The following is a 17,047-nucleotide window of genomic DNA, read 5'->3' on the forward strand; positions in this document are numbered from 1 at the left end:
GGTCGGCGCATACAGGTCAAAAGCCGCTGAGACCTTAGCCCAAGGCTTTGCGCATCGGAATACAGGGGGTGCCGCAGCATCCGCCGACCTCGTTCGCCTTCTGCCAGCCGTGCTTTCGGTAGAAGTCCAGCGCGGTGCGGGTAGCGTTAAGCCGGGCCTCAACATGGCCATCGCGCAGCAGTTCCGCCTCCAGATGCGCCAGCAGGGCGCCGCCTGTACCCTGGCCGGCCGCGGCAGGCGCAACATAAAGCAGGGAGATCATACCATCCGGATCCAGCCCGCCCACGGCAGCAGCCTCTCCCCCCCGTTCCGCCAGCCAGTAGCGGCCGGGGCCTCCGATCCATTTGCGGATCTGATCCGGCGTCTTGCCGGCGGTCCATTCGGCGATCCGGGCGGCATCGCCACCGTGGTCGGCCTGGCACAGATCGCGAATTGATGTGATGAGAACCCGGCTCATGGCAAAAACGTCAAAAACCGTGGCGCGGCGGATCTCCAGCGATGCCGCCGGGGCGGCGAAGGCCTGGGAGATGCCGCGCTTGTTCTGCACTGCTCAGGCGCCGTGGTCCGGGGCCTGGCCTGACGGCGCCAGGTAGGGGCGAGTGACATCGCGCAGGGACACTTCCAGCGCCTCCACAGACAGGCGCACGGCACCGTCGCCGGCCAAAGTGAGCAGCACATGGCCCGCGCCGTCTTCGCCTGGTTCAAAGGTGACGGAGAGCAGCGACAGAATCAGATCCTTGTCCTTGCGGTCCACGCCTTGCGAGGAGACGCCCAGCACATTGTCGACCACCAGCAGCGACTGCACCCGCTCGTAGGACCGGCCGCGGCGTTCGGCGGCGTCGCGGTCCTCCCAGCGGAACCGGTTCACCAGCAGCGCAAAGCGGCGTTCAGATGCGCGCCAGCTCATTTCGGTCGCTGGAAACACGGCGTCCTGCAGCAGCGTGGACAGGACTTTGAGGTCCTCCTCCTCCAGCGCGCCAAGGTTCAGCGGCGCTTCGCGGCCGTCCTCAAAGCTCGCGTCGGTCATGACTGTTCCTTGATCCGCTCGATTTTGGCGCCGACACCGGACAGCTTGCGCACCACATGCTCGTAGCCGCGGTCCAGGTGGTAGACCCGGCTGACCCGGGTTTCGCCTTCGGCCGCCATGCCTGCCAGAATCAGCGAGACGGAGGCGCGCAGGTCGGTGGCCATCACCGGGGCGCCCTTCAGCTTCTCGACACCAGTCACCGTGGCATGGCCGCCGTGGACCTCAATCTGCGCGCCCATGCGCACCAGTTCCGGCGCATGCATAAAGCGGTTCTCAAAGATCTTCTCTTCCAGAACAGAGGTCCCTTCGGCCGTGCACATCAGCGCCATCATCTGCGCCTGCAGGTCGGTTGGGAAGCCGGGGAAGGGTTCGGTCACCACATCCACCGCGCGGACCCGGCCGTTCTTGCGGCTGACGGTCAGGCTGTTTTCGTTTTCGGTGATCTCGATGCCAGCCGCTTCCAGCTTGGCGCAGAAGCTCTCCAGAAGGCTGCGGCGGCCGCCCAGCAGTTCCACCTCGCCGCCGCAGATCGCGGGGGCCAGCATGTAGGTGCCCAGCTCGATCCGGTCGGTCACCACTTGATGAGTCGCGCCATGCAGGCGGTCAACGCCATGAATGGTGATCTCTGGCGATCCGTCGCCCTCGATCTGCGCGCCCATCTTGCGCAGGCAGTCGGCCAAGTCGACAATTTCCGGCTCGCGCGCGGCGTTCTTGATGACGGTTGTGCCCTTGGCGAGCGTCGCCGCCATCATGATGTTCTCGGTCGCGCCGACAGAAGCGAAACTCAGCTCCACCACCGCACCTTTCAGGCCGCCCGGCGCCTTGGCGTGCAGATAGCCGTCCTTCAGCTCGATCTCTGCCCCCAGCGCCTCAAGCCCATGAATATGCAGGTCCATCGGCCGGGCGCCGATGGCACAGCCGCCGGGCAGAGACACCACCGCCTGGCCGAGCCGTGCCAGCATCGGGCCCAGCACCAGGTTGGACGCGCGCATCTTGCGGACGATATCATAGTCCGCGACGTGGCTGGTCAGGTCGTGGCTCGACATCGCCAGCACTTGGCCGTCCTGCAGGCTGGACACTTCGGCCCCCAAGGACTGCAGCAGCAGGGTCATGGTCTTGATGTCGCTCAGCCGCGGCGCGTTTGTGAGCGTCAGCGGCTCCTCGCTCAGCAGTGTCGCCGGCATCAGGGTGAGGCAGGCGTTTTTGGCGCCGGCGATCGGGATCTGCCCGTTCAGCGGGCCGTTGCCCGTTACCAGAATCGAATCCATCTGACGTTATTCTCCGCTCTTGCCCGTGTCCTGGTCCTGCTTATCCGCCCGTGCCTTGGCCTGTGCCTTGCGCCGGGCCATGTTTGCCTTGAGCGCCGCCTTCAGCCGGTCTTCGCGCGATGCTGCGGAACCGTCGTTTTTTGGTGATTTCTTCTCTGCCATAAGACTTCTGTAACTTAGTGCGAAAAAACCGTCCAGAATGCTCTTGCGCCCCCCCGCGTTTATGCCTAAAAGCCCCCTCACCGGCGCTGCTGTAGCTCAGAGGTAGAGCACTCCCTTGGTAAGGGAGAGGTCGAGAGTTCAATTCTCTCCAGCAGCACCATTATCCAGAAAATGAAAAATACCGCACCGTTTCAACGGCTTGGTCCTGCGATCTGCGGTTCAAAAAGCGCCGCGCCTGGTGTTCGGCCCATTCCGGGGCCTTTGCAGGCACTTTCTTGCTGCCAGGCCGGGGACAAAGCCGCCGGGCCGGGCAAGAGGTGATCTGCAGCACCCCGTTTCCGCATATCCGAGTGTGATTCGAGCATCGCCGTCAGCGCCGGGGCGTCTCACGTGCCATTGCCGCGGCTGGATCTCGGCAGGTCAGCTGCAGGCGAATCGGCCTGCAGGCTTCAGCTGCGATTCAATCGGCCATCAGATACAGGGTAATCAGGCCGCTAGAACCACTGCCCTGGCTCCATTAGCCCCAAGTCGAGGAGCTGGCGCGAATGCCATTCGAACGGTGCTGAGTTGTGCCAGCGGAAGGTGTCTATATCAAATGTGGAACCGGGATTGCGCTTGAGCGCCTTGGCGGTGCGGAAAGAGCAGACTGCGGCGGTCAGGTTGTGATGCCAGGGGCAGGCATAAGTATTGTATTCCTGATCATTGAAAGTGTGATCCGGCTGCAGTTCCAGCCCCGGCTTGGCGCGGAACAGCGAAATCCGGTCGATCTTGCGGCTGCCTGCGGGAATGTGTTCCTCGAACCGCCAACGCACGCCGCCGAAGAAGTCCAGCTGCCGCTCCCTCGGGTGTCCCGTTGCCGGGTCCTGGCGCGACTGGGCATAATACCCGGATTTGTCGAGATAGGCATCTTCGAGGGACACAGCTTCGGGACAAGCCGTCAGATCGCCTGCGTAAAGGTCAATCACATAGGTGAGCATGGCATCGCGGCGCTCTTCGGTGTGAAAGGCCAGCATCTCGCCGACCCCGCGGGCTTCGCAGAATGGGTAGAACAGGTATTCCGCGTTGTAGCAGTAGTAGAGCCAGCAGCCCGGCTGCGCTGCCGCGGCCACGGCATTGACGGCGCCGGTCACTGCGCCTTGGGGGCCGCAATCGAAAGGCACCCGGTTGACCTTGGCGCGCACATCCTGCGGCAGATCGAACGCATCCGGCATCAGGGCGACGACTGTGTTGAAGCCGCTTTGCAGGTGGTGGCGCAGGGTGGTGGCGATTTCCACTTCGTCTTCGATGAAAACCAGTGCCACCGGCCCTTTGGCCAGCAGCGGTTTCCCGTCCTTCAGAAAATTCTGAAGCGAAGAATACATCATGCCTGCCTGCCTCCGCCTTTCTGGCCTTTGCAGTCAAAATCGGGTAAATCCGGCCTCATTGCAAGCAGCGGCAATTGCCTGTATTGCAGGCCGCTGTTTACCCACCCTGGCTGGAAGGCTGACCCGTATGAGCGCCCCGAAGAAGCTGTTTATCAAGACCTATGGCTGTCAGATGAATGTCTATGACAGCGAACGCATGGCAGAGGCGCTGGGCGGGGAGGGCTATGTCGAGACGAAGTCGCCTGATGATGCTGACATGATCCTGCTCAACACCTGCCACATCCGGGAGAAGGCGGCTGAAAAGGTCTATTCCGAACTGGGCCGCTTCAAGGGGTTGAAGGCAGAGAAGCCGGACCTCAAGATCGGTGTTGCAGGCTGCGTGGCCCAGGCCGAAGGCGAGGAAATCATGCGCCGGCAGCCGCTGGTTGACCTGGTGGTTGGACCGCAGAGCTACCACCGGCTGCCGGAGATGGAAGCCAAGGCGCGCGAAGGGGAGAAGGTGCTGGACACCGATTTCCCGGAAGAAGACAAATTCGAAAAACTGAAAAACCGCCCCAAGGCCAAGCGCGGCCCCACCGCTTTCCTGACGGTCCAGGAAGGGTGCGACAAGTTCTGCGCCTTCTGCGTTGTGCCGTATACCCGCGGAGCGGAGGTGTCGCGCCCGGCGGGCCGCATCCTGCGCGAGGCGCAGGAACTGGTCGAGCGCGGCGTGCGCGAGATCACCCTCCTGGGCCAGAACGTGAATGCCTACCATGGCGCAGGCCCCAACGGCGACCTGACCCTGGCGCAGCTGATCTGGGAGCTGGACAAGATCGACGGACTGGCGCGTATCCGCTTCACCACTTCGCATCCCAATGACATGCAGGACGACCTGATCGAGGCGCACGGCACCTGTGCCAAGCTGATGCCCTATCTGCACCTGCCGGTGCAGGCGGGCTCCGACAAGATCCTCAAGAGGATGAACCGCTCGCATACCGCTGAAAGCTATCTGCGCCTGATCGAGCGCATCCGCGCCGCGCGTCCGGACATCCTGATCTCCGGCGACTTCATTGTCGGTTTCCCGGAAGAGACCGAAGAAGATTTCCAGGCCACGATGGATCTGGTGGAAGAGGTGAAATACGGCACCGCCTATTCCTTTAAATACTCCACTCGTCCCGGCACCCCGGCGGCTGAGCGTCCCCAGGTGGATCCGGCGGCAGCCGATGACCGGCTCCAGCGCCTGCAGGCTCTGCTGACCCGCCAGCAGCGCGAGGTGCAGGACAGCATGGTCGGCCGCGAGGTTGGCGTGCTGTTCGAAAAGACAGGTCGCCTGCCGGGCCAGATGGTCGGCAAGTCTGATTACCTGCACGCAGTGCATGTCGCCGACTGCAACCGCCAGGCGGGCGATCTGGCGCGGGTGCGTATCGTCTCTTCCGGTGCCAACTCCCTAGCGGGCGAGCTGATCGCTTAAGGGGAGGGGGCGCTGCCTCCTCGGTGGCCTGCATCCGGGCCGCCCCTCCGTCGGAGTGCAGGTGAGTCGCTATTGCATCAGTTTTCAGGACAATTTGCCTTAAATGCTGTGAGTGTTTGAGTGAGGCGGTTAATCTCTGCGGAAAATCAATATTTTTGGCGGGTGCACTTTATCTCTTGCAGGTAACTTGGCTTTTATTGCCTGAACGGTTGCCGCTTGCGGGCGGCGTACACCCCGGGGGAACTTAGGTGAAGGATTTCTGGTCGTGCCGATACTCAATTTGAACAAGGCGATTGCGCTGGCTGCCGCTGCCACGGCCGCGCTCGGCATCGCCGCAGCGCCAGCAAGCGCGCAAAGCCAGCAGCGGACCATCAAAGGCGAACGCTATGTGCCCACCATCTGGGTTGACCCTGATGGCTGCGAGCATTGGGTGATGGATGATGGCGCCGAAGGCTACATGACCCCGCATGTCAAGCCGGACGGCAAGCCGGTCTGCCGCCGCGGCAATATCTGCGGAGTAATGCCGACCGACCAGTTCTTTGCCACCGACAAGCATTACATCAACGCAGCCGGCAAACATCGCCTGCGCCAGTTTTTCCAGCAGGCGCAGGGCAACGGCGCGCGCTCTTTCATCGTTGCCGGCCACACCGACAGCAGGGCTTCGGATGAATACAACATCCGGCTGTCCGAGCGCCGGGCAAAGGCCGTGGCCACGGTTGGCCGTTCGGCCGGGGCGAATATCGCTGGCGTCCGCGCCTATGGTGAGCGCGACCCGCGGGTGCCCAACACCAGCGCCGCGAACATGGCGCAGAACCGCCGCGTCGAAATCTACTGCCTGCGCTGAGGGGGAAACATGACACGTTTTTTGCACGCCGTTGCCGGCCTGGCCGCCGCCGCCGCCGTTTCCGCTTGTTCGCCGACTGTCGACAAAACCAGAGACCAGCATATCGCGGACGGGAAGTCGCTCGATCTGTCGAACCTGACGGCAGGCATCTGGATTGACCCGAATGGCTGCGAGCATTGGATTATCGACGACGGCCTGGAGGGTTATGCAGACCTGCGCCGCACGCCGGACGGCAAGCCGGTATGCAACAGCGACCTGCCTCCCACGCTGGCAACCGGCCCGTTCAAGGATGGTTCGACCTTCGGGGATCCGCTCTGATAACTGCGCTCAGCTTGGATTGCAGCCGCCCTCCGGGGCGGCTGTTTTGTTTCAACAAAGTGATTTTATGCAGCGACTGCTTGCGCAAACGGAACCGCGAAGGCAGACTGAAAGGGCAACGCCAGATTGAGGAGATCAGCTTGGCCATCAGCGCCCTGAATGACCCGCAGACCCAGACCGCAACCCACGAAGTGCTGCTGGAATTTCCTGACAACCGATTGCTGATCGACCTTTGCGGCGAATACGACCGTAACCTTGCTGACATCGAACAGAAACTGGGCGTGCAGATCGTCCGCCGCGGCAATCAGCTGTCCGTGATGGGCGAGGATTCGGCGCGCGAACAGGCGGCGGGCGTGCTGGCCGCGCTGTATGACCGGCTGGAAACCGGACGCAGTGTCGAAAGCGGCGACATCGACCGCGAGCTGCGGATGGGGCCGGACACCGATGACGCCGAACCCGACGGTCAGCTGCAAATGTTCCGCGGCGGCCGGGTGGAGATCAAGACCCGCAAGAAGCTGGTGGAACCGCGCACGGAGGCGCAAAAGGCCTATGTGCAGTCCCTGTTCGAGCACGAACTGGCTTTCGGCATAGGCCCGGCAGGCACCGGCAAGACCTATCTTGCCGTCGCCGTGGGGGTTTCCATGTTCATCACCGGCCATGTCGACCGCATCATCCTGTCCCGCCCGGCGGTGGAGGCCGGGGAAAAGCTTGGCTACTTGCCCGGCGACATGAAGGACAAAGTCGACCCCTACATGCAGCCGCTTTATGACGCGTTGAACGACTTCCTGCCTGGCAAGCAGCTGGCCAAGCTGATCGAAGACAAGCGGATTGAGATCGCACCGCTGGCCTTCATGCGCGGCCGCACGCTTTCCAACGCCTTCGTGGTGCTGGACGAGGCGCAGAATGCCACCACCATGCAGATGAAGATGTTTCTGACCCGCCTGGGCGAGGGGTCGCGCATGGTGATCACCGGCGACCGGTCGCAGGTGGACCTGCCGCGCGGGGTGCAATCGGGCTTGGCAGATGCCGAACGGCTGCTGAAAACCATCCCCAAGATCAGCTTCAACTACTTCACTGCCCGCGATGTGGTGCGCCACCCGCTTGTGGCGGCGATCATCGAGGCTTATGACGCGGACACGCCACCCGCCTGACGGAAGGAACCGCCGGGCTTCATCTTTGTGAAAATACTCCGGGGGTGCGGGGGCAGGCCCCCGCATGTGCAGCCGTACCATGACGCTCGACATCACCATCGAAGACAGCCGCTGGCAGGATGCGGGGCTTGAGGCTCTGGCCGAAGAGGCCGCTGCAATTGTTCTTGGGCACTTTGGCCTGGACACCGAGATGTGCGAAATTTCGCTCTTGGCCTGTGATGATCCGCGCATTGCGGATCTCAATGCCGAATTCCGCGAAAAGCCGGTCCCCACCAATGTTCTCAGCTGGCCGGCAGAAGAGCTGGCTGCCGATGAGGATGGCGGCACGCCGCTGCCGCCAGAGGCTGATTTTACTGGGGAAATTCCGCTTGGCGATATCGCCGTCTCCTTCGATACCTGCGCGCGGGAAGCCGCAGAGGCGGGAAAATCCCTAGCCGATCATACCCGCCATCTGGTCATTCACGGAATGTTGCATCTTCTGGGCTATGATCACATTCGTGACGGCGATGCCGCATTGATGGAAGGGATTGAGGTCCTGCTACTTGGCAAACTGGGTATCGCGAACCCATATATAAGTGAGGATGCCCCGTGACCGGGGTTTTTGGAATGGAAAGATGGGCGACATAGAAGGCAGTTCTAACGCGGCGCAAGGCGCGCTGCAGGACATAAACGGCACGGCTGCGGATGCGCCGGCCTCTGAAAGCACCGGATTGTGGACGCGGCTGCGCAGCGTGTTCAGCCCCGATCCGCAGGAGGAACAGGACGCCGGCAGCGAACAGCCTGTACCGGGTTCAGGTCCGCGGGGCATGATCAACCTGCGCCGGATGCGGGTTGAGGATGTTGCCATCCCCTCTGCCGAAATAGCCGCTGTGCCTGTGACTGTCGCCAAGGACGATCTGGTCGGCATCTTCCGGCAAAGCGGCTTTACCCGTATCCCCGTTTACGAGGGCACGCTGGACACGCCGCTGGGCTTTGTCCACCTCAAGGATTTTTCGCTGACACACGGCTTCAATGGCGGCACTTCTGAATTCGACCTGTCCAAGATGCTGCGCCCGCTGCTGTTCGTGCCGCCGTCGATGCCGATCGGCGTGCTGCTGACCAAGATGCAGGCTGAACGCCGCCACATGGCGCTGGTGATCGACGAATACGGCGGAGTCGACGGCCTCGTTACCATCGAGGACCTGATCGAACAGGTGGTGGGCGAGATCGAGGATGAGCACGACGCAGACGAACTGCAGACTTGGTTCGAGGAAAAACCCGGCTGCTATATTGCGCTGGCCCGCACCTCGCTGCCGGAGTTCGAGGCGGAGACCGGCCATTCGCTGACCAGCCACGATGACGTGGATGAAGAGGAGATCGACACGCTTGGCGGGCTGGTCTTTATGCTGTCCGGCCGCGTGCCTGCACGCGGCGAGGTGATCGAACACCCCGAAGGTGCCGAGTTCGAAGTCATGGATGCCGATCCGCGCCGGATCAAGCGTCTGCGGGTACGGCTGCCGGACGCCGCTGCATGATGTCAATTGGCCTGAGGCAGGCCGCGCGACAGCTTCGGCTGGCACCCGCAGGACTGGCCATAGGCAGCGGAGCGCTGTTGTCGCTTTCGCTGGCGCCGTGGCACATGCTGTTCGGACTGCCGGTTGCGCTGGCGGCTGCCGGATGGCTGGTGCTGCAGGCGGCATCCGCCCGTGCTGCCGCGCTTGCGGGCTGGCTGTTCGGGCTGGGCTATTTCTCCTTTGGCCTGTCCTGGATCATTGAGCCGTTTCAGGTCGACCCCGACCGCCACGCCTGGATGGCGCCATTTGCACTGGTGTTCCTGGCCGCGGGTCTTGCCTTGTTCTGGGGGGGCGCTTTCGGCTTCTCCGCCCGTTTCAGCCGGGGAGGGATGCGGATCCTGGTGCTGGCGGCGTTGTGGTCGCTGGCGGAATTCGCCCGCGCTTATTTGCTCACCGGCTTTCCTTGGGCCGCCTTCGGCCAGTTCTGGATCGACACGCCTGCCGCAAATCTGCTGCCTTGGGCCGGCCCGCAGGGGCTCGCGCTGCTGACGCTTGCAGCGTTCCTGCCTCTTGCCTTGCTGCGCACAAACCTAGCCGCCGCATTGGTGCCGCTTGGTCTGACCGCAGCCGCAATCCTGGCCATCCCCGCGCCGTCTGCACCAGAGCTGACGGGCAAGACCGTGCGCATTGTCCAGCCCAACGCGCCGCAAAACCAGAAATGGCATCCGGATCTGCGGTGGGAGTTTGTCCGCCGTGCGCTTGCCTTCTCCGCCGAAGACCCGCGGCCGGACCTGATCGTCTGGCCGGAAACCGCTGTGCCGCAGCTGATGAACTTTGCCGGTGACACGCTGCAGGCCATATCCGAAGGGGCAGGCCGCGTGCCGGTTCTGCTTGGTATTCAGCGCGAGGAGGGAGGCGCCTACTACAATTCCGCGGTGCTTCTGGACGCGGACGGCCTGCCCACTGCCACCTATGACAAGGCGCATTTGGTGCCTTTCGGGGAGTATGTGCCGTTTGGGGATTTTTTGGCCCGCTTCGGCATCTATGGCTTCGCCTCTCAGGCGGGGGCAGGGTACGCCGCCGGCCCAGGTGCCCAGGTTATGGATCTGCCGGTTGGCAGCGCCTTGCCGCTGATCTGTTATGAGGCCGTTTTCCCGCAGGATGTGAACGCTGCCGCCAGCCGCCCGGATATGCTGGTACAGATCACCAACGACGCCTGGTTCGGCACCCGTTCCGGCCCCTATCAGCATCTGGTGCAGGCCCGGATGCGGGCGCTGGAGCAAGGGCTGCCAATGATCCGTGCAGCCAATACCGGCGTCTCCGCGATGATCGGCCCGGACGGGCAATTGCTCGACAGCCTGCCGCTGGGGGAGGCTGGCTTTATCGATGCAGCCTTGCCGGCACCGTTCGCGCCGACCCTCTACAGCCGGACCGGAGACTGGCCGGTTCTGTTGCTGTGTTTCTGCGTCGCAGGTGCGGCAATGTTTCTGCCCCGCGCTCTTGCGCCGCGGTCATAGCTGCTTAACTGTACCTGAATATACGTTGACCCGCGCGGATGAGCCGCGTACTGCGGCTTGATACCTGCCACAACGGCTTCCTGACGTGGCAAGGATAAACCAATGGAGCACTTTTCATGACCCGTATGAACTACACCTTCACTTCGGAATCGGTTTCTGAGGGCCACCCGGATAAGGTCTGCGACCGCATTTCCGACGCGGTTCTGGACGCTTTCCTGGCGGAGGAACCCGAAGCACGTGTGGCAGCCGAGACTTTTGCCACCACGAACCGTGTTGTCATCGGGGGTGAAGTCGGCCTGTCCGATCAGGACAAGCTGCACGATTACATGGGGAAGATCGACGAGATCGCCCGTGCCTGCATCAAGGACATCGGCTATGAGCAGGACAAGTTCCACCACGAAACCGTGGAAGTGACCAACCTGCTGCACGAGCAGTCCGCCCATATCGCTCAGGGCGTCAATGCCTCGGCTGACAAGGACGAAGGCGCCGGCGACCAAGGCATCATGTTCGGTTTTGCCACCAATGAGACCGACGCGCTAATGCCGGCACCGATCCAATTCAGCCATGCGATCCTGCGCCGTCTTGCCGAGGTCCGCAAAAACGGGACTGAGCCGGCGCTGGGCCCGGACGCAAAATCCCAGTTGTCGGTGGTCTATGAGAATGGCAAGCCTGTCGGCGTCAGCTCGCTGGTGCTGTCGACCCAGCATCTGGATGAAAGCCTGACCTCTAGCGACATTCGCGCCATTGTCGAACCCTACATCCGCGAGACTCTCCCCGAAGGCTGGCTGACCGAGGCCACCCAGTGGCATGTCAACCCGACCGGTAAATTCGTGATTGGCGGTCCGGATGGCGACGCGGGCCTTACTGGCCGCAAGATCATCGTCGACACCTATGGCGGCGCAGCGCCGCACGGCGGCGGCGCGTTTTCCGGCAAGGATCCGACCAAGGTGGACCGGTCGGCCGCCTATGCGGCACGGTATCTGGCCAAGAACGTGGTGGCCGCGGGCATGGCAGAGAAATGCACCATCCAGCTGTCTTATGCCATCGGTGTCTCCAAACCGCTGTCGATTTATGCGGAAACCCACGGCACCGGCGAGGTCGATCCTGCGGCGATCGAGCGCGCAATTGATCAGGTCATGGACCTGACGCCGCGCGGCATCCGCTCGCATCTGGGCCTGAACAAACCGATCTACCAGCGCACCGCAGCCTATGGCCACTTCGGCCGCGAGCCGGAGGCTGACGGCGGTTTCAGCTGGGAGCGCACGGATTTGGCCGAGGCGCTGAAGAAAGCTGTCTGAGACCAGAGCCATTTGATCAGGGAGCGGGCTGCAAAGCCCGCTCTTTTCCGTTTGCGGAGCGCTTCCCGCATGTTTCTGCGCATTCGGAGAATGCACCTTTTCCGTTGGGGCTGGAGTGACGCTGCAGCCTGCGCCATAGTGCAGGCAGGGTTTACTCAGTTGCCGGGACCGTGATGCTGCGCGTATTTTCTGTACTATTTGGCCTGCTTCTGGCGTCCGGCGCCATGGCCAAGGACCCCTTGCCGCAGAAATTCAACCTGCAAGGCCAGACGCTGGTTTATGACACGGAGACGGATGTTGAAGGTGAGCCTGCGGAGATTACCGATGAGGACGCCGCAAGGCTGCGGGACATTCTGAAGAAAAGCCCGGAGATCACGGAACTGCAGCTCAACAGCGTGGGCGGCAGTGTCTATGCCGGGCAGGAAATTGCCGGACTGGTGCTGGAATACGGACTCGACACTCTGGTCGATGGCACCTGTATCAGCGCCTGCGTGGATGTGTTCCTGGCGGGCGGGCGCAGGCGGATGACAATCGGTTCCAGCATTGGGTTTCACCAGCGCAACTGGCCTTCCAAGGCGGTGCACCAGTACTACCGCAGCGAGCGCAAGAGCCGCCGCTGGGCGACACCGTTCGAGTTTGGCTCCTGGATTTACGTGGACACCCAGCGGGAGGTTTACGACCACCTCAGCTATATGGTGGCGCGCGGGGTCGATCCGGGCTTTGCCATCGAGACGCTGCGAACCGATCCCGGAGGGGAATGGTTTCCCGGCCGTCTGCGCCTGATTGCGGCGGGTGTCCTGCGGGAGATCAGGCCGGGGCAAAAGCCCTAACCGGATACCGCCGGGTTGACCCGGCGGCCTGCATGCGGCAGAGGAGCGGCCAGCCTTTCAAAAGACGCCTGAACAGGAGCCCAGACGCATGTCCGGCGACCAAAAGCCCCGTGACGCACAGTCCAAGGATGCCCAGCCCGCAGCAACCAATGCTGCTGAAAAACACGCCAGCGGCGCGCCCTGGCGCAACTTCTATGGCCGCTTCAAGGGCAAGACGCTGAAGGACAGCCAGAAGCGATACCTGGACGAGGATCTGGCAAGCCTCAGCCCCGGCGCTGTTGGCTGGGACGAGAACCCGGATCGCACACCGCTCGACCTCGACGGGTTGTTCGGCGGCAAGGATGTCTGGCTGGAAGTTGGCTTCGGCGGCGGCGAGCACCTGGTGCACCAGGCCGTCAGCAACCCGGGAATTGGCATCATCGGCGCCGAACCCTTCATCAACGGCGTGGCGATGCTCTTGGGCAAGATCCGCAACGCGGACGCGGATAACATCGCCGTCCATCCGGGTGATGCGCGCGACCTTATGGACGTGCTGCCTGAGGCGTCCATTTCACGTGCCTTCCTGCTCTATCCCGACCCCTGGCCCAAGGCCCGCCACCACCGCCGCCGCTTTGTGACGCAAGAGCATCTGGAGCCGCTGGCCCGCTGCCTGAAGCCGGGCGCGATCTTCCGCGTGGCGACCGATATCCCCGACTATGTGCGCCAGACCCTTGAGGAAGTGCCGAAAGCGGGTTTCGAATGGCTGGCAGAAGGCCCCGAAGACTGGCGCCAGCCCTGGGAGGACTGGATTTCCACCCGCTACGAGCAAAAGGCCCTGCGCGAGGGGCGCACCCCGCATTACCTGACCTTCCGCCGCCTGGGATAAGGCCGATAGCGCTGGACCGGCCAGAACCAATCCGTTACCGATAGCGCAAACGAACAGACGAACGACCGACAGACGAAGGAAGCCCCATGTCCGGACACGGCACGCCCATCCCGATGACCTCCCACCGTGCTGACCCGCTCAAGGGCGTGGCAGAGGTGCCCGGCGACAAGTCGATCTCGCACCGCTCGCTGATCCTGGGCGCGCTGTCGGTTGGGGAGACGAAGATCTCCGGCCTGCTGGAGGGCGAGGATGTGCTGGACACCGCCAAGGCGATGCAGGCATTCGGCGCCGAGGTGGTGAACCATGGCGGCGGCAACTGGTCGGTATTCGGCGTTGGTGTCGGCGGCTTTGCAGAGCCTGACAATGTGATCGACTGCGGCAACTCCGGCACCGGGGTGCGGCTGATCATGGGGGTGATGGCCACCTCTCCGATCACCGCGACCTTCACCGGCGATGCCTCTCTGAACAAGCGCCCGATGGCGCGCGTGACCGATCCGCTGGCGCTGTTCGGCACCCAGTCGGTCGGCCGTTCCGGCGGCCGCCTGCCGATGACCATCGTCGGCGCCGCGGACCCGGTGCCGGTCCGCTATGAGGTGCCGGTGCCGTCGGCGCAGGTGAAATCCGCGGTGCTGTTTGCCGGCCTTAATGCCCCGGGCAAGACTGTGGTGATCGAGAAGGAAGCCACCCGCGACCACACCGAGCGGATGCTGGCAGGCTTTGGCGCAGAGATCACCACCGAACAAACCGAGGAGGGCCGCGTTATCACCCTGACGGGCCGCCCGGAGCTGAAACCGCAGGTAATCGCCGTGCCGCGCGATCCGTCCTCCGCCGCCTTCCCGGTCTGTGCGGCGCTGATCACCCCCGGCTCCGACGTGCTGGTGCCCAACATCGGCCTGAACCCGACCCGCGCGGGCCTCTACTACACCCTGCAGGACATGGGCGCCGATCTGACGTTCGAGAACATGCGCGAGGAGGGCGGCGAGCCGGTTGCCGATCTGCGCGCCAAGTTTTCGCCCAATATGAAAGGCATCGAAGTGCCGCCGGAGCGCGCGGCCTCGATGATTGACGAATACCCGGTGCTGTCGGTGGTAGCTTCTTTTGCCGAAGGCAAGACCATGATGGCGGGCGTCAAGGAACTGCGCGTCAAGGAAAGCGACCGCATTGATGCGATGGCCAAGGGCCTGCGCGCCAATGGTGTCACTGTCGACGAGGGCGAGGACTGGTGGGAAGTCACCGGTCTCGGCATTGATGGCGTGCCGGGCGGCGGCACCTGCGAAAGCTTCCTCGACCACCGGATTGCCATGTCCTTCATGGTCATGGGCATGGGCGCGCAGAACCCGGTTTCTGTCGACGACGGCAGCCCGATCGCGACTTCGTTCCCGATCTTCGAAAGCCTGATGGGGGACCTCGGCGCCAAGCTGGAGCGCACATGAGCGAGAGCTTCACCATCGCTGTCGACGGCCCCGCTGCCGCGGGCAAGGGCACATTGTCCAAGGCGCTCGCGGCTCACTATGGCTTCGGCCATCTGGATACCGGCCTCTTGTACCGTGCTGTCGGGGCGAAAATGCTGGACGGCGCGGCGCCGGTTGAGGCTGCGCAAAACCTGACGCCTGAAGATCTGGCACGCGAAGACCTGCGCGGGCCGGAAGTGGCACAGGCCGCCTCCAAGGTGGCAGTGATTGCCGAAGTACGCGCGGCGCTGGTGGATTTCCAGCGTGCCTTTGCCCGCCGTGCAGGCGGCGCGGTCCTGGACGGACGCGATATCGGCACCGTGATCTGCCCCTACGCGCAGGTGAAATTCTTTGTCACCGCCAGCGCCGAAGTGCGCGCCCGCCGCCGTTTCCTGGAACTGGCCGCTGCGGGCAAGGTGACGACCCTCGAGGAAGTGCTGGGCGACGTCAAGGCCCGGGACGACCGCGACATGAACCGGGCCGAGGCCCCGCTGCGCCCGGCGGCCGATGCCATTCTGATCGACACCAGCGATCTGAGCATCGAGGAAGCCCTGGCCAAGGCGATGGCCGTGATTGAGGCGCGCCGCGAGGCAGGCGAGAAGCTGCCCTGAGCACCACATGATCAGCAAAACCCGCAGCTGACGCATCAACTGCGGGCCAAAGGCTGGCAAAACGGGACGAGCGTCTGCCTGCCCTCTGTTCGCCGGGATCAGAGCGCGCCAACGGCGGTGTGCTTGATCTCGGCCCACTGGCTATCGGCGGTCTTGGCGGTTCCGGCCACGTCTTCCAGGAACGCAGAACGGGTGGCAGCGTTCAAAAACAGGAACAGCTTGCCGTCATGCACCAGGTACTGGTCCGGGTCGCCGTCAAATTTCTTGCCCACCGACACCCCGTAAGAGCAGAAGCCGCCGTGCTGGGGCAGGTACTTCGACGGATTGGCCTCGAACGCCGTCTTGTTTTCCTCAGACGCGAAATAATAGGAGGCGCCGTCGACGGTTGCGGAATGGGTGGCGACGCCCTCAACCGGGTTGCGGCTGTCCAGCAGTGCCACCAGATCGACGCCATGGGCTGCCAGCGGCGCGCCGCCAGCCGAAATGCCATTGGAGACATTGACCTCATCGGCGGCAAAGGCCGGGGCAGCCAGCGCAGCAGAAAGCGAAATCAGGGCGGTTGTCAAAAGTGTCTTCATGATTTTCCTCATTAGGTTCAGGTGTGCAATCAGGCTCTGCAGCCCGGTGCGCTGAGGCTAGATCCGATGGGTTGGACGATTAATCTCCAGTCGTTCGGTTGGTTGTGCAGATCGTTCCATTTTGCTCCCGGTTTCCCACTTCTGCGGTTCACTCATCTGTGCATGGAGACTTGCGCGGGAGCGGATTAGCCTGAGGGAGCATGTCAGAGGGGAGGTGCTTTCATGGCCTGGCTGCGGATTATTATGACTGCCTGTGTTCTTGCCGCGCCGGCCTGGGCGCAGGACGCGCCCGAGGCTGCAGAACCGCCGATGACCTATGAGCGGCTGGGCCGGATCCTCTTTGCCCTGGACGGCAACACGCAGCCGGTCGGCCGCGGTTTCCAGCTGAGTATTTCCGGCGTGCCGATGCTGGTGGTCACCGACCCGGCTGCGGACCGGATGCGGGCGATGGTGCCGCTGCGCCCGTCCGAGGGGCTGACGGCGGAAGAGCTGATGCGGATGATGCAGGCGAATTTCGACACCGCGCTGGATGCGCGCTACGCGGTGGCTAAGGGGCAGCTGTGGGCGGTGTTCATCCACCCGCTGTCGCCGCTGAAGAAGGACCAGCTGATTTCCTCGCTGGGGCAGACGGTCAATATCGCCCGCACCTACGGCACGCTTTACACAGGCGGCGCCTTGCAATTCGGCGGCGGCGACAGCCCTGGCATTCAGCGTCAGCTGATTGAGGAGTTGCTGGAAAAGGGAGAGGAAATCTAACGGCAGCTGGCTCAGGCGCGGTACGAGTTTCAGCCTGAAGAAGCGAAACAAGGATGAATTTCGT

19 protein-coding genes, 1 tRNA gene and 1 riboswitch are annotated in these 17,047 nt (G+C 63.2%); of the genes, 14 read left to right on the plus strand and 6 right to left on the minus strand.

What is annotated here, in order from left to right; all coding sequences use genetic code 11:
• Positions 1-34: 34 nt before the first annotated feature.
• From LHL23_RS10135 to LHL23_RS10150, 4 genes are read right to left on the minus strand one after another with little or no spacing between them, the layout of a single operon-like run.
• Positions 35-547, minus strand: a complete 513-nt coding sequence (locus tag LHL23_RS10135; protein WP_226429763.1) for a GNAT family N-acetyltransferase — start codon at positions 545-547, stop codon at positions 35-37.
• A gap of 3 nt (positions 548-550) precedes the next feature.
• Positions 551-1,027 (minus strand): DUF2948 family protein, encoded by a 477-nt coding sequence (locus LHL23_RS10140; protein ID WP_226429764.1) that lies wholly within the window; start codon positions 1,025-1,027, stop codon positions 551-553.
• Positions 1,024-2,295 carry a UDP-N-acetylglucosamine 1-carboxyvinyltransferase gene (gene murA / locus LHL23_RS10145; protein WP_226429765.1) on the minus strand — a complete coding sequence of 424 codons (1,272 nt, stop codon included), beginning with the start codon at positions 2,293-2,295 and terminating at the stop codon, positions 1,024-1,026. The genes LHL23_RS10140 and murA overlap by 4 nt, the downstream gene beginning before the upstream one ends.
• Before the next feature lie 6 nt (positions 2,296-2,301).
• Positions 2,302-2,457 carry a hypothetical protein gene (locus LHL23_RS10150; RefSeq protein ID WP_019295060.1) on the minus strand — a complete coding sequence of 52 codons (156 nt, stop codon included), beginning with the start codon at positions 2,455-2,457 and terminating at the stop codon, positions 2,302-2,304.
• An 85-nt stretch (positions 2,458-2,542) separates the two neighbouring features.
• Between LHL23_RS10150 and LHL23_RS10155 the strand changes: the two genes are divergently transcribed.
• Positions 2,543-2,617: transfer RNA gene (locus LHL23_RS10155), tRNA-Thr, on the plus strand.
• A 334-nt stretch (positions 2,618-2,951) separates the two neighbouring features.
• Here the strand turns inward: LHL23_RS10155 and LHL23_RS10160 are convergent.
• Positions 2,952-3,821 (minus strand): hypothetical protein, encoded by an 870-nt coding sequence (locus LHL23_RS10160; protein WP_226429766.1) that lies wholly within the window; start codon positions 3,819-3,821, stop codon positions 2,952-2,954.
• Between the two features lie 127 nt (positions 3,822-3,948).
• Between LHL23_RS10160 and miaB the strand changes: the two genes are divergently transcribed.
• From miaB to LHL23_RS10220, 12 genes are all read left to right on the plus strand, one after another.
• On the plus strand, positions 3,949-5,271 hold the full coding sequence (gene miaB / locus LHL23_RS10165) for a tRNA (N6-isopentenyl adenosine(37)-C2)-methylthiotransferase MiaB (RefSeq protein WP_226429767.1): 1,323 nt from the start codon (positions 3,949-3,951) through the stop codon (positions 5,269-5,271).
• Positions 5,272-5,530: 259 nt separating this feature from the next.
• Entirely contained in the window at positions 5,531-6,115 is a 585-nt protein-coding gene (locus tag LHL23_RS10170) for an OmpA family protein (protein WP_226429871.1), read from the plus strand.
• A 9-nt stretch (positions 6,116-6,124) separates the two neighbouring features.
• Positions 6,125-6,433, plus strand: coding sequence for a hypothetical protein (locus LHL23_RS10175; protein ID WP_222481727.1), 309 nt, complete (start codon positions 6,125-6,127; stop codon positions 6,431-6,433).
• Between the two features lie 140 nt (positions 6,434-6,573).
• Complete coding sequence (locus LHL23_RS10180; protein ID WP_222481728.1) at positions 6,574-7,584, plus strand: PhoH family protein; 1,011 nt, start codon at positions 6,574-6,576, stop codon at positions 7,582-7,584.
• 79 nt (positions 7,585-7,663) lie between these two features.
• On the plus strand, positions 7,664-8,176 hold the full coding sequence (ybeY, locus tag LHL23_RS10185) for an rRNA maturation RNase YbeY (RefSeq protein WP_226429768.1): 513 nt from the start codon (positions 7,664-7,666) through the stop codon (positions 8,174-8,176).
• Between the two features lie 22 nt (positions 8,177-8,198).
• Positions 8,199-9,098, plus strand: coding sequence for a hemolysin family protein (locus LHL23_RS10190; RefSeq protein WP_226429769.1), 900 nt, complete (start codon positions 8,199-8,201; stop codon positions 9,096-9,098).
• Entirely contained in the window at positions 9,095-10,594 is a 1,500-nt protein-coding gene (gene lnt, locus LHL23_RS10195) for an apolipoprotein N-acyltransferase (protein ID WP_226429770.1), read from the plus strand. The genes LHL23_RS10190 and lnt overlap by 4 nt, the downstream gene beginning before the upstream one ends.
• Positions 10,595-10,655: 61 nt before the next feature.
• A riboswitch (SAM-SAH riboswitch) is annotated at positions 10,656-10,704 on the plus strand.
• 6 nt (positions 10,705-10,710) lie between these two features.
• Positions 10,711-11,892: a methionine adenosyltransferase gene (metK, locus tag LHL23_RS10200; protein ID WP_222481732.1), complete on the plus strand. Its 1,182-nt coding sequence runs from the start codon at positions 10,711-10,713 to the stop codon at positions 11,890-11,892.
• A gap of 173 nt (positions 11,893-12,065) precedes the next feature.
• Positions 12,066-12,722: a hypothetical protein gene (locus tag LHL23_RS10205; RefSeq protein WP_226429771.1), complete on the plus strand. Its 657-nt coding sequence runs from the start codon at positions 12,066-12,068 to the stop codon at positions 12,720-12,722.
• Positions 12,723-12,810: 88 nt separating this feature from the next.
• Positions 12,811-13,587, plus strand: coding sequence for a tRNA (guanine(46)-N(7))-methyltransferase TrmB (gene trmB / locus LHL23_RS10210; protein WP_226429772.1), 777 nt, complete (start codon positions 12,811-12,813; stop codon positions 13,585-13,587).
• 86 nt (positions 13,588-13,673) lie between these two features.
• The gene (gene aroA, locus LHL23_RS10215) at positions 13,674-15,020 is read left to right on the plus strand and encodes a 3-phosphoshikimate 1-carboxyvinyltransferase (RefSeq protein WP_226429773.1); all 1,347 of its coding nucleotides are present in this window, start codon (positions 13,674-13,676) and stop codon (positions 15,018-15,020) included.
• The gene (locus tag LHL23_RS10220) at positions 15,017-15,649 is read left to right on the plus strand and encodes a (d)CMP kinase (protein WP_226429774.1); all 633 of its coding nucleotides are present in this window, start codon (positions 15,017-15,019) and stop codon (positions 15,647-15,649) included. Before aroA ends, LHL23_RS10220 begins: the two co-directional genes overlap by 4 nt.
• A 98-nt stretch (positions 15,650-15,747) precedes the next feature.
• Here LHL23_RS10220 and LHL23_RS10225 read toward each other — a convergent pair whose 3' ends face one another.
• Positions 15,748-16,227: a YHS domain-containing (seleno)protein gene (locus tag LHL23_RS10225; RefSeq protein ID WP_226429775.1), complete on the minus strand. Its 480-nt coding sequence runs from the start codon at positions 16,225-16,227 to the stop codon at positions 15,748-15,750.
• A 243-nt stretch (positions 16,228-16,470) separates the two neighbouring features.
• On the opposite strand from LHL23_RS10225, the gene LHL23_RS10230 reads away from it, so the two are divergent.
• Positions 16,471-16,983: a hypothetical protein gene (locus LHL23_RS10230; RefSeq protein WP_319005203.1), complete on the plus strand. Its 513-nt coding sequence runs from the start codon at positions 16,471-16,473 to the stop codon at positions 16,981-16,983.
• Positions 16,984-17,047: the final 64 nt, after the last annotated feature.

It is taken from the genome of Leisingera sp. McT4-56 (assembly GCF_020514995.1).
Classification (GTDB): domain Bacteria; phylum Pseudomonadota; class Alphaproteobacteria; order Rhodobacterales; family Rhodobacteraceae; genus Leisingera; species Leisingera aquaemixtae_A.

Excerpts from the sequence above, each read along its gene's own strand:
- LHL23_RS10140 (WP_226429764.1), bottom strand. The coding sequence starts at position 1,027 with ATGACCGACGCGAGCTTTGAGGACGGCCGCGAAGCGCCGCTGAACCTT.
- murA (WP_226429765.1), bottom strand. The coding sequence starts at position 2,295 with ATGGATTCGATTCTGGTAACGGGCAACGGCCCGCTGAACGGGCAGATC.
- LHL23_RS10150 (WP_019295060.1), bottom strand. The coding sequence starts at position 2,457 with ATGGCAGAGAAGAAATCACCAAAAAACGACGGTTCCGCAGCATCGCGC.
- LHL23_RS10160 (WP_226429766.1), bottom strand. The coding sequence starts at position 3,821 with ATGATGTATTCTTCGCTTCAGAATTTTCTGAAGGACGGGAAACCGCTG.
- miaB (WP_226429767.1), top strand. The coding sequence starts at position 3,949 with ATGAGCGCCCCGAAGAAGCTGTTTATCAAGACCTATGGCTGTCAGATG.
- LHL23_RS10175 (WP_222481727.1), top strand. The coding sequence starts at position 6,125 with ATGACACGTTTTTTGCACGCCGTTGCCGGCCTGGCCGCCGCCGCCGCC.
- ybeY (WP_226429768.1), top strand. The coding sequence starts at position 7,664 with ATGACGCTCGACATCACCATCGAAGACAGCCGCTGGCAGGATGCGGGG.
- LHL23_RS10190 (WP_226429769.1), top strand. The coding sequence starts at position 8,199 with ATGGGCGACATAGAAGGCAGTTCTAACGCGGCGCAAGGCGCGCTGCAG.
- lnt (WP_226429770.1), top strand. The coding sequence starts at position 9,095 with ATGATGTCAATTGGCCTGAGGCAGGCCGCGCGACAGCTTCGGCTGGCA.
- metK (WP_222481732.1), top strand. The coding sequence starts at position 10,711 with ATGACCCGTATGAACTACACCTTCACTTCGGAATCGGTTTCTGAGGGC.
- LHL23_RS10205 (WP_226429771.1), top strand. The coding sequence starts at position 12,066 with ATGCTGCGCGTATTTTCTGTACTATTTGGCCTGCTTCTGGCGTCCGGC.
- trmB (WP_226429772.1), top strand. The coding sequence starts at position 12,811 with ATGTCCGGCGACCAAAAGCCCCGTGACGCACAGTCCAAGGATGCCCAG.
- aroA (WP_226429773.1), top strand. The coding sequence starts at position 13,674 with ATGTCCGGACACGGCACGCCCATCCCGATGACCTCCCACCGTGCTGAC.
- LHL23_RS10220 (WP_226429774.1), top strand. The coding sequence starts at position 15,017 with ATGAGCGAGAGCTTCACCATCGCTGTCGACGGCCCCGCTGCCGCGGGC.
- LHL23_RS10225 (WP_226429775.1), bottom strand. The coding sequence starts at position 16,227 with ATGAAGACACTTTTGACAACCGCCCTGATTTCGCTTTCTGCTGCGCTG.
- LHL23_RS10230 (WP_319005203.1), top strand. The coding sequence starts at position 16,471 with ATGACTGCCTGTGTTCTTGCCGCGCCGGCCTGGGCGCAGGACGCGCCC.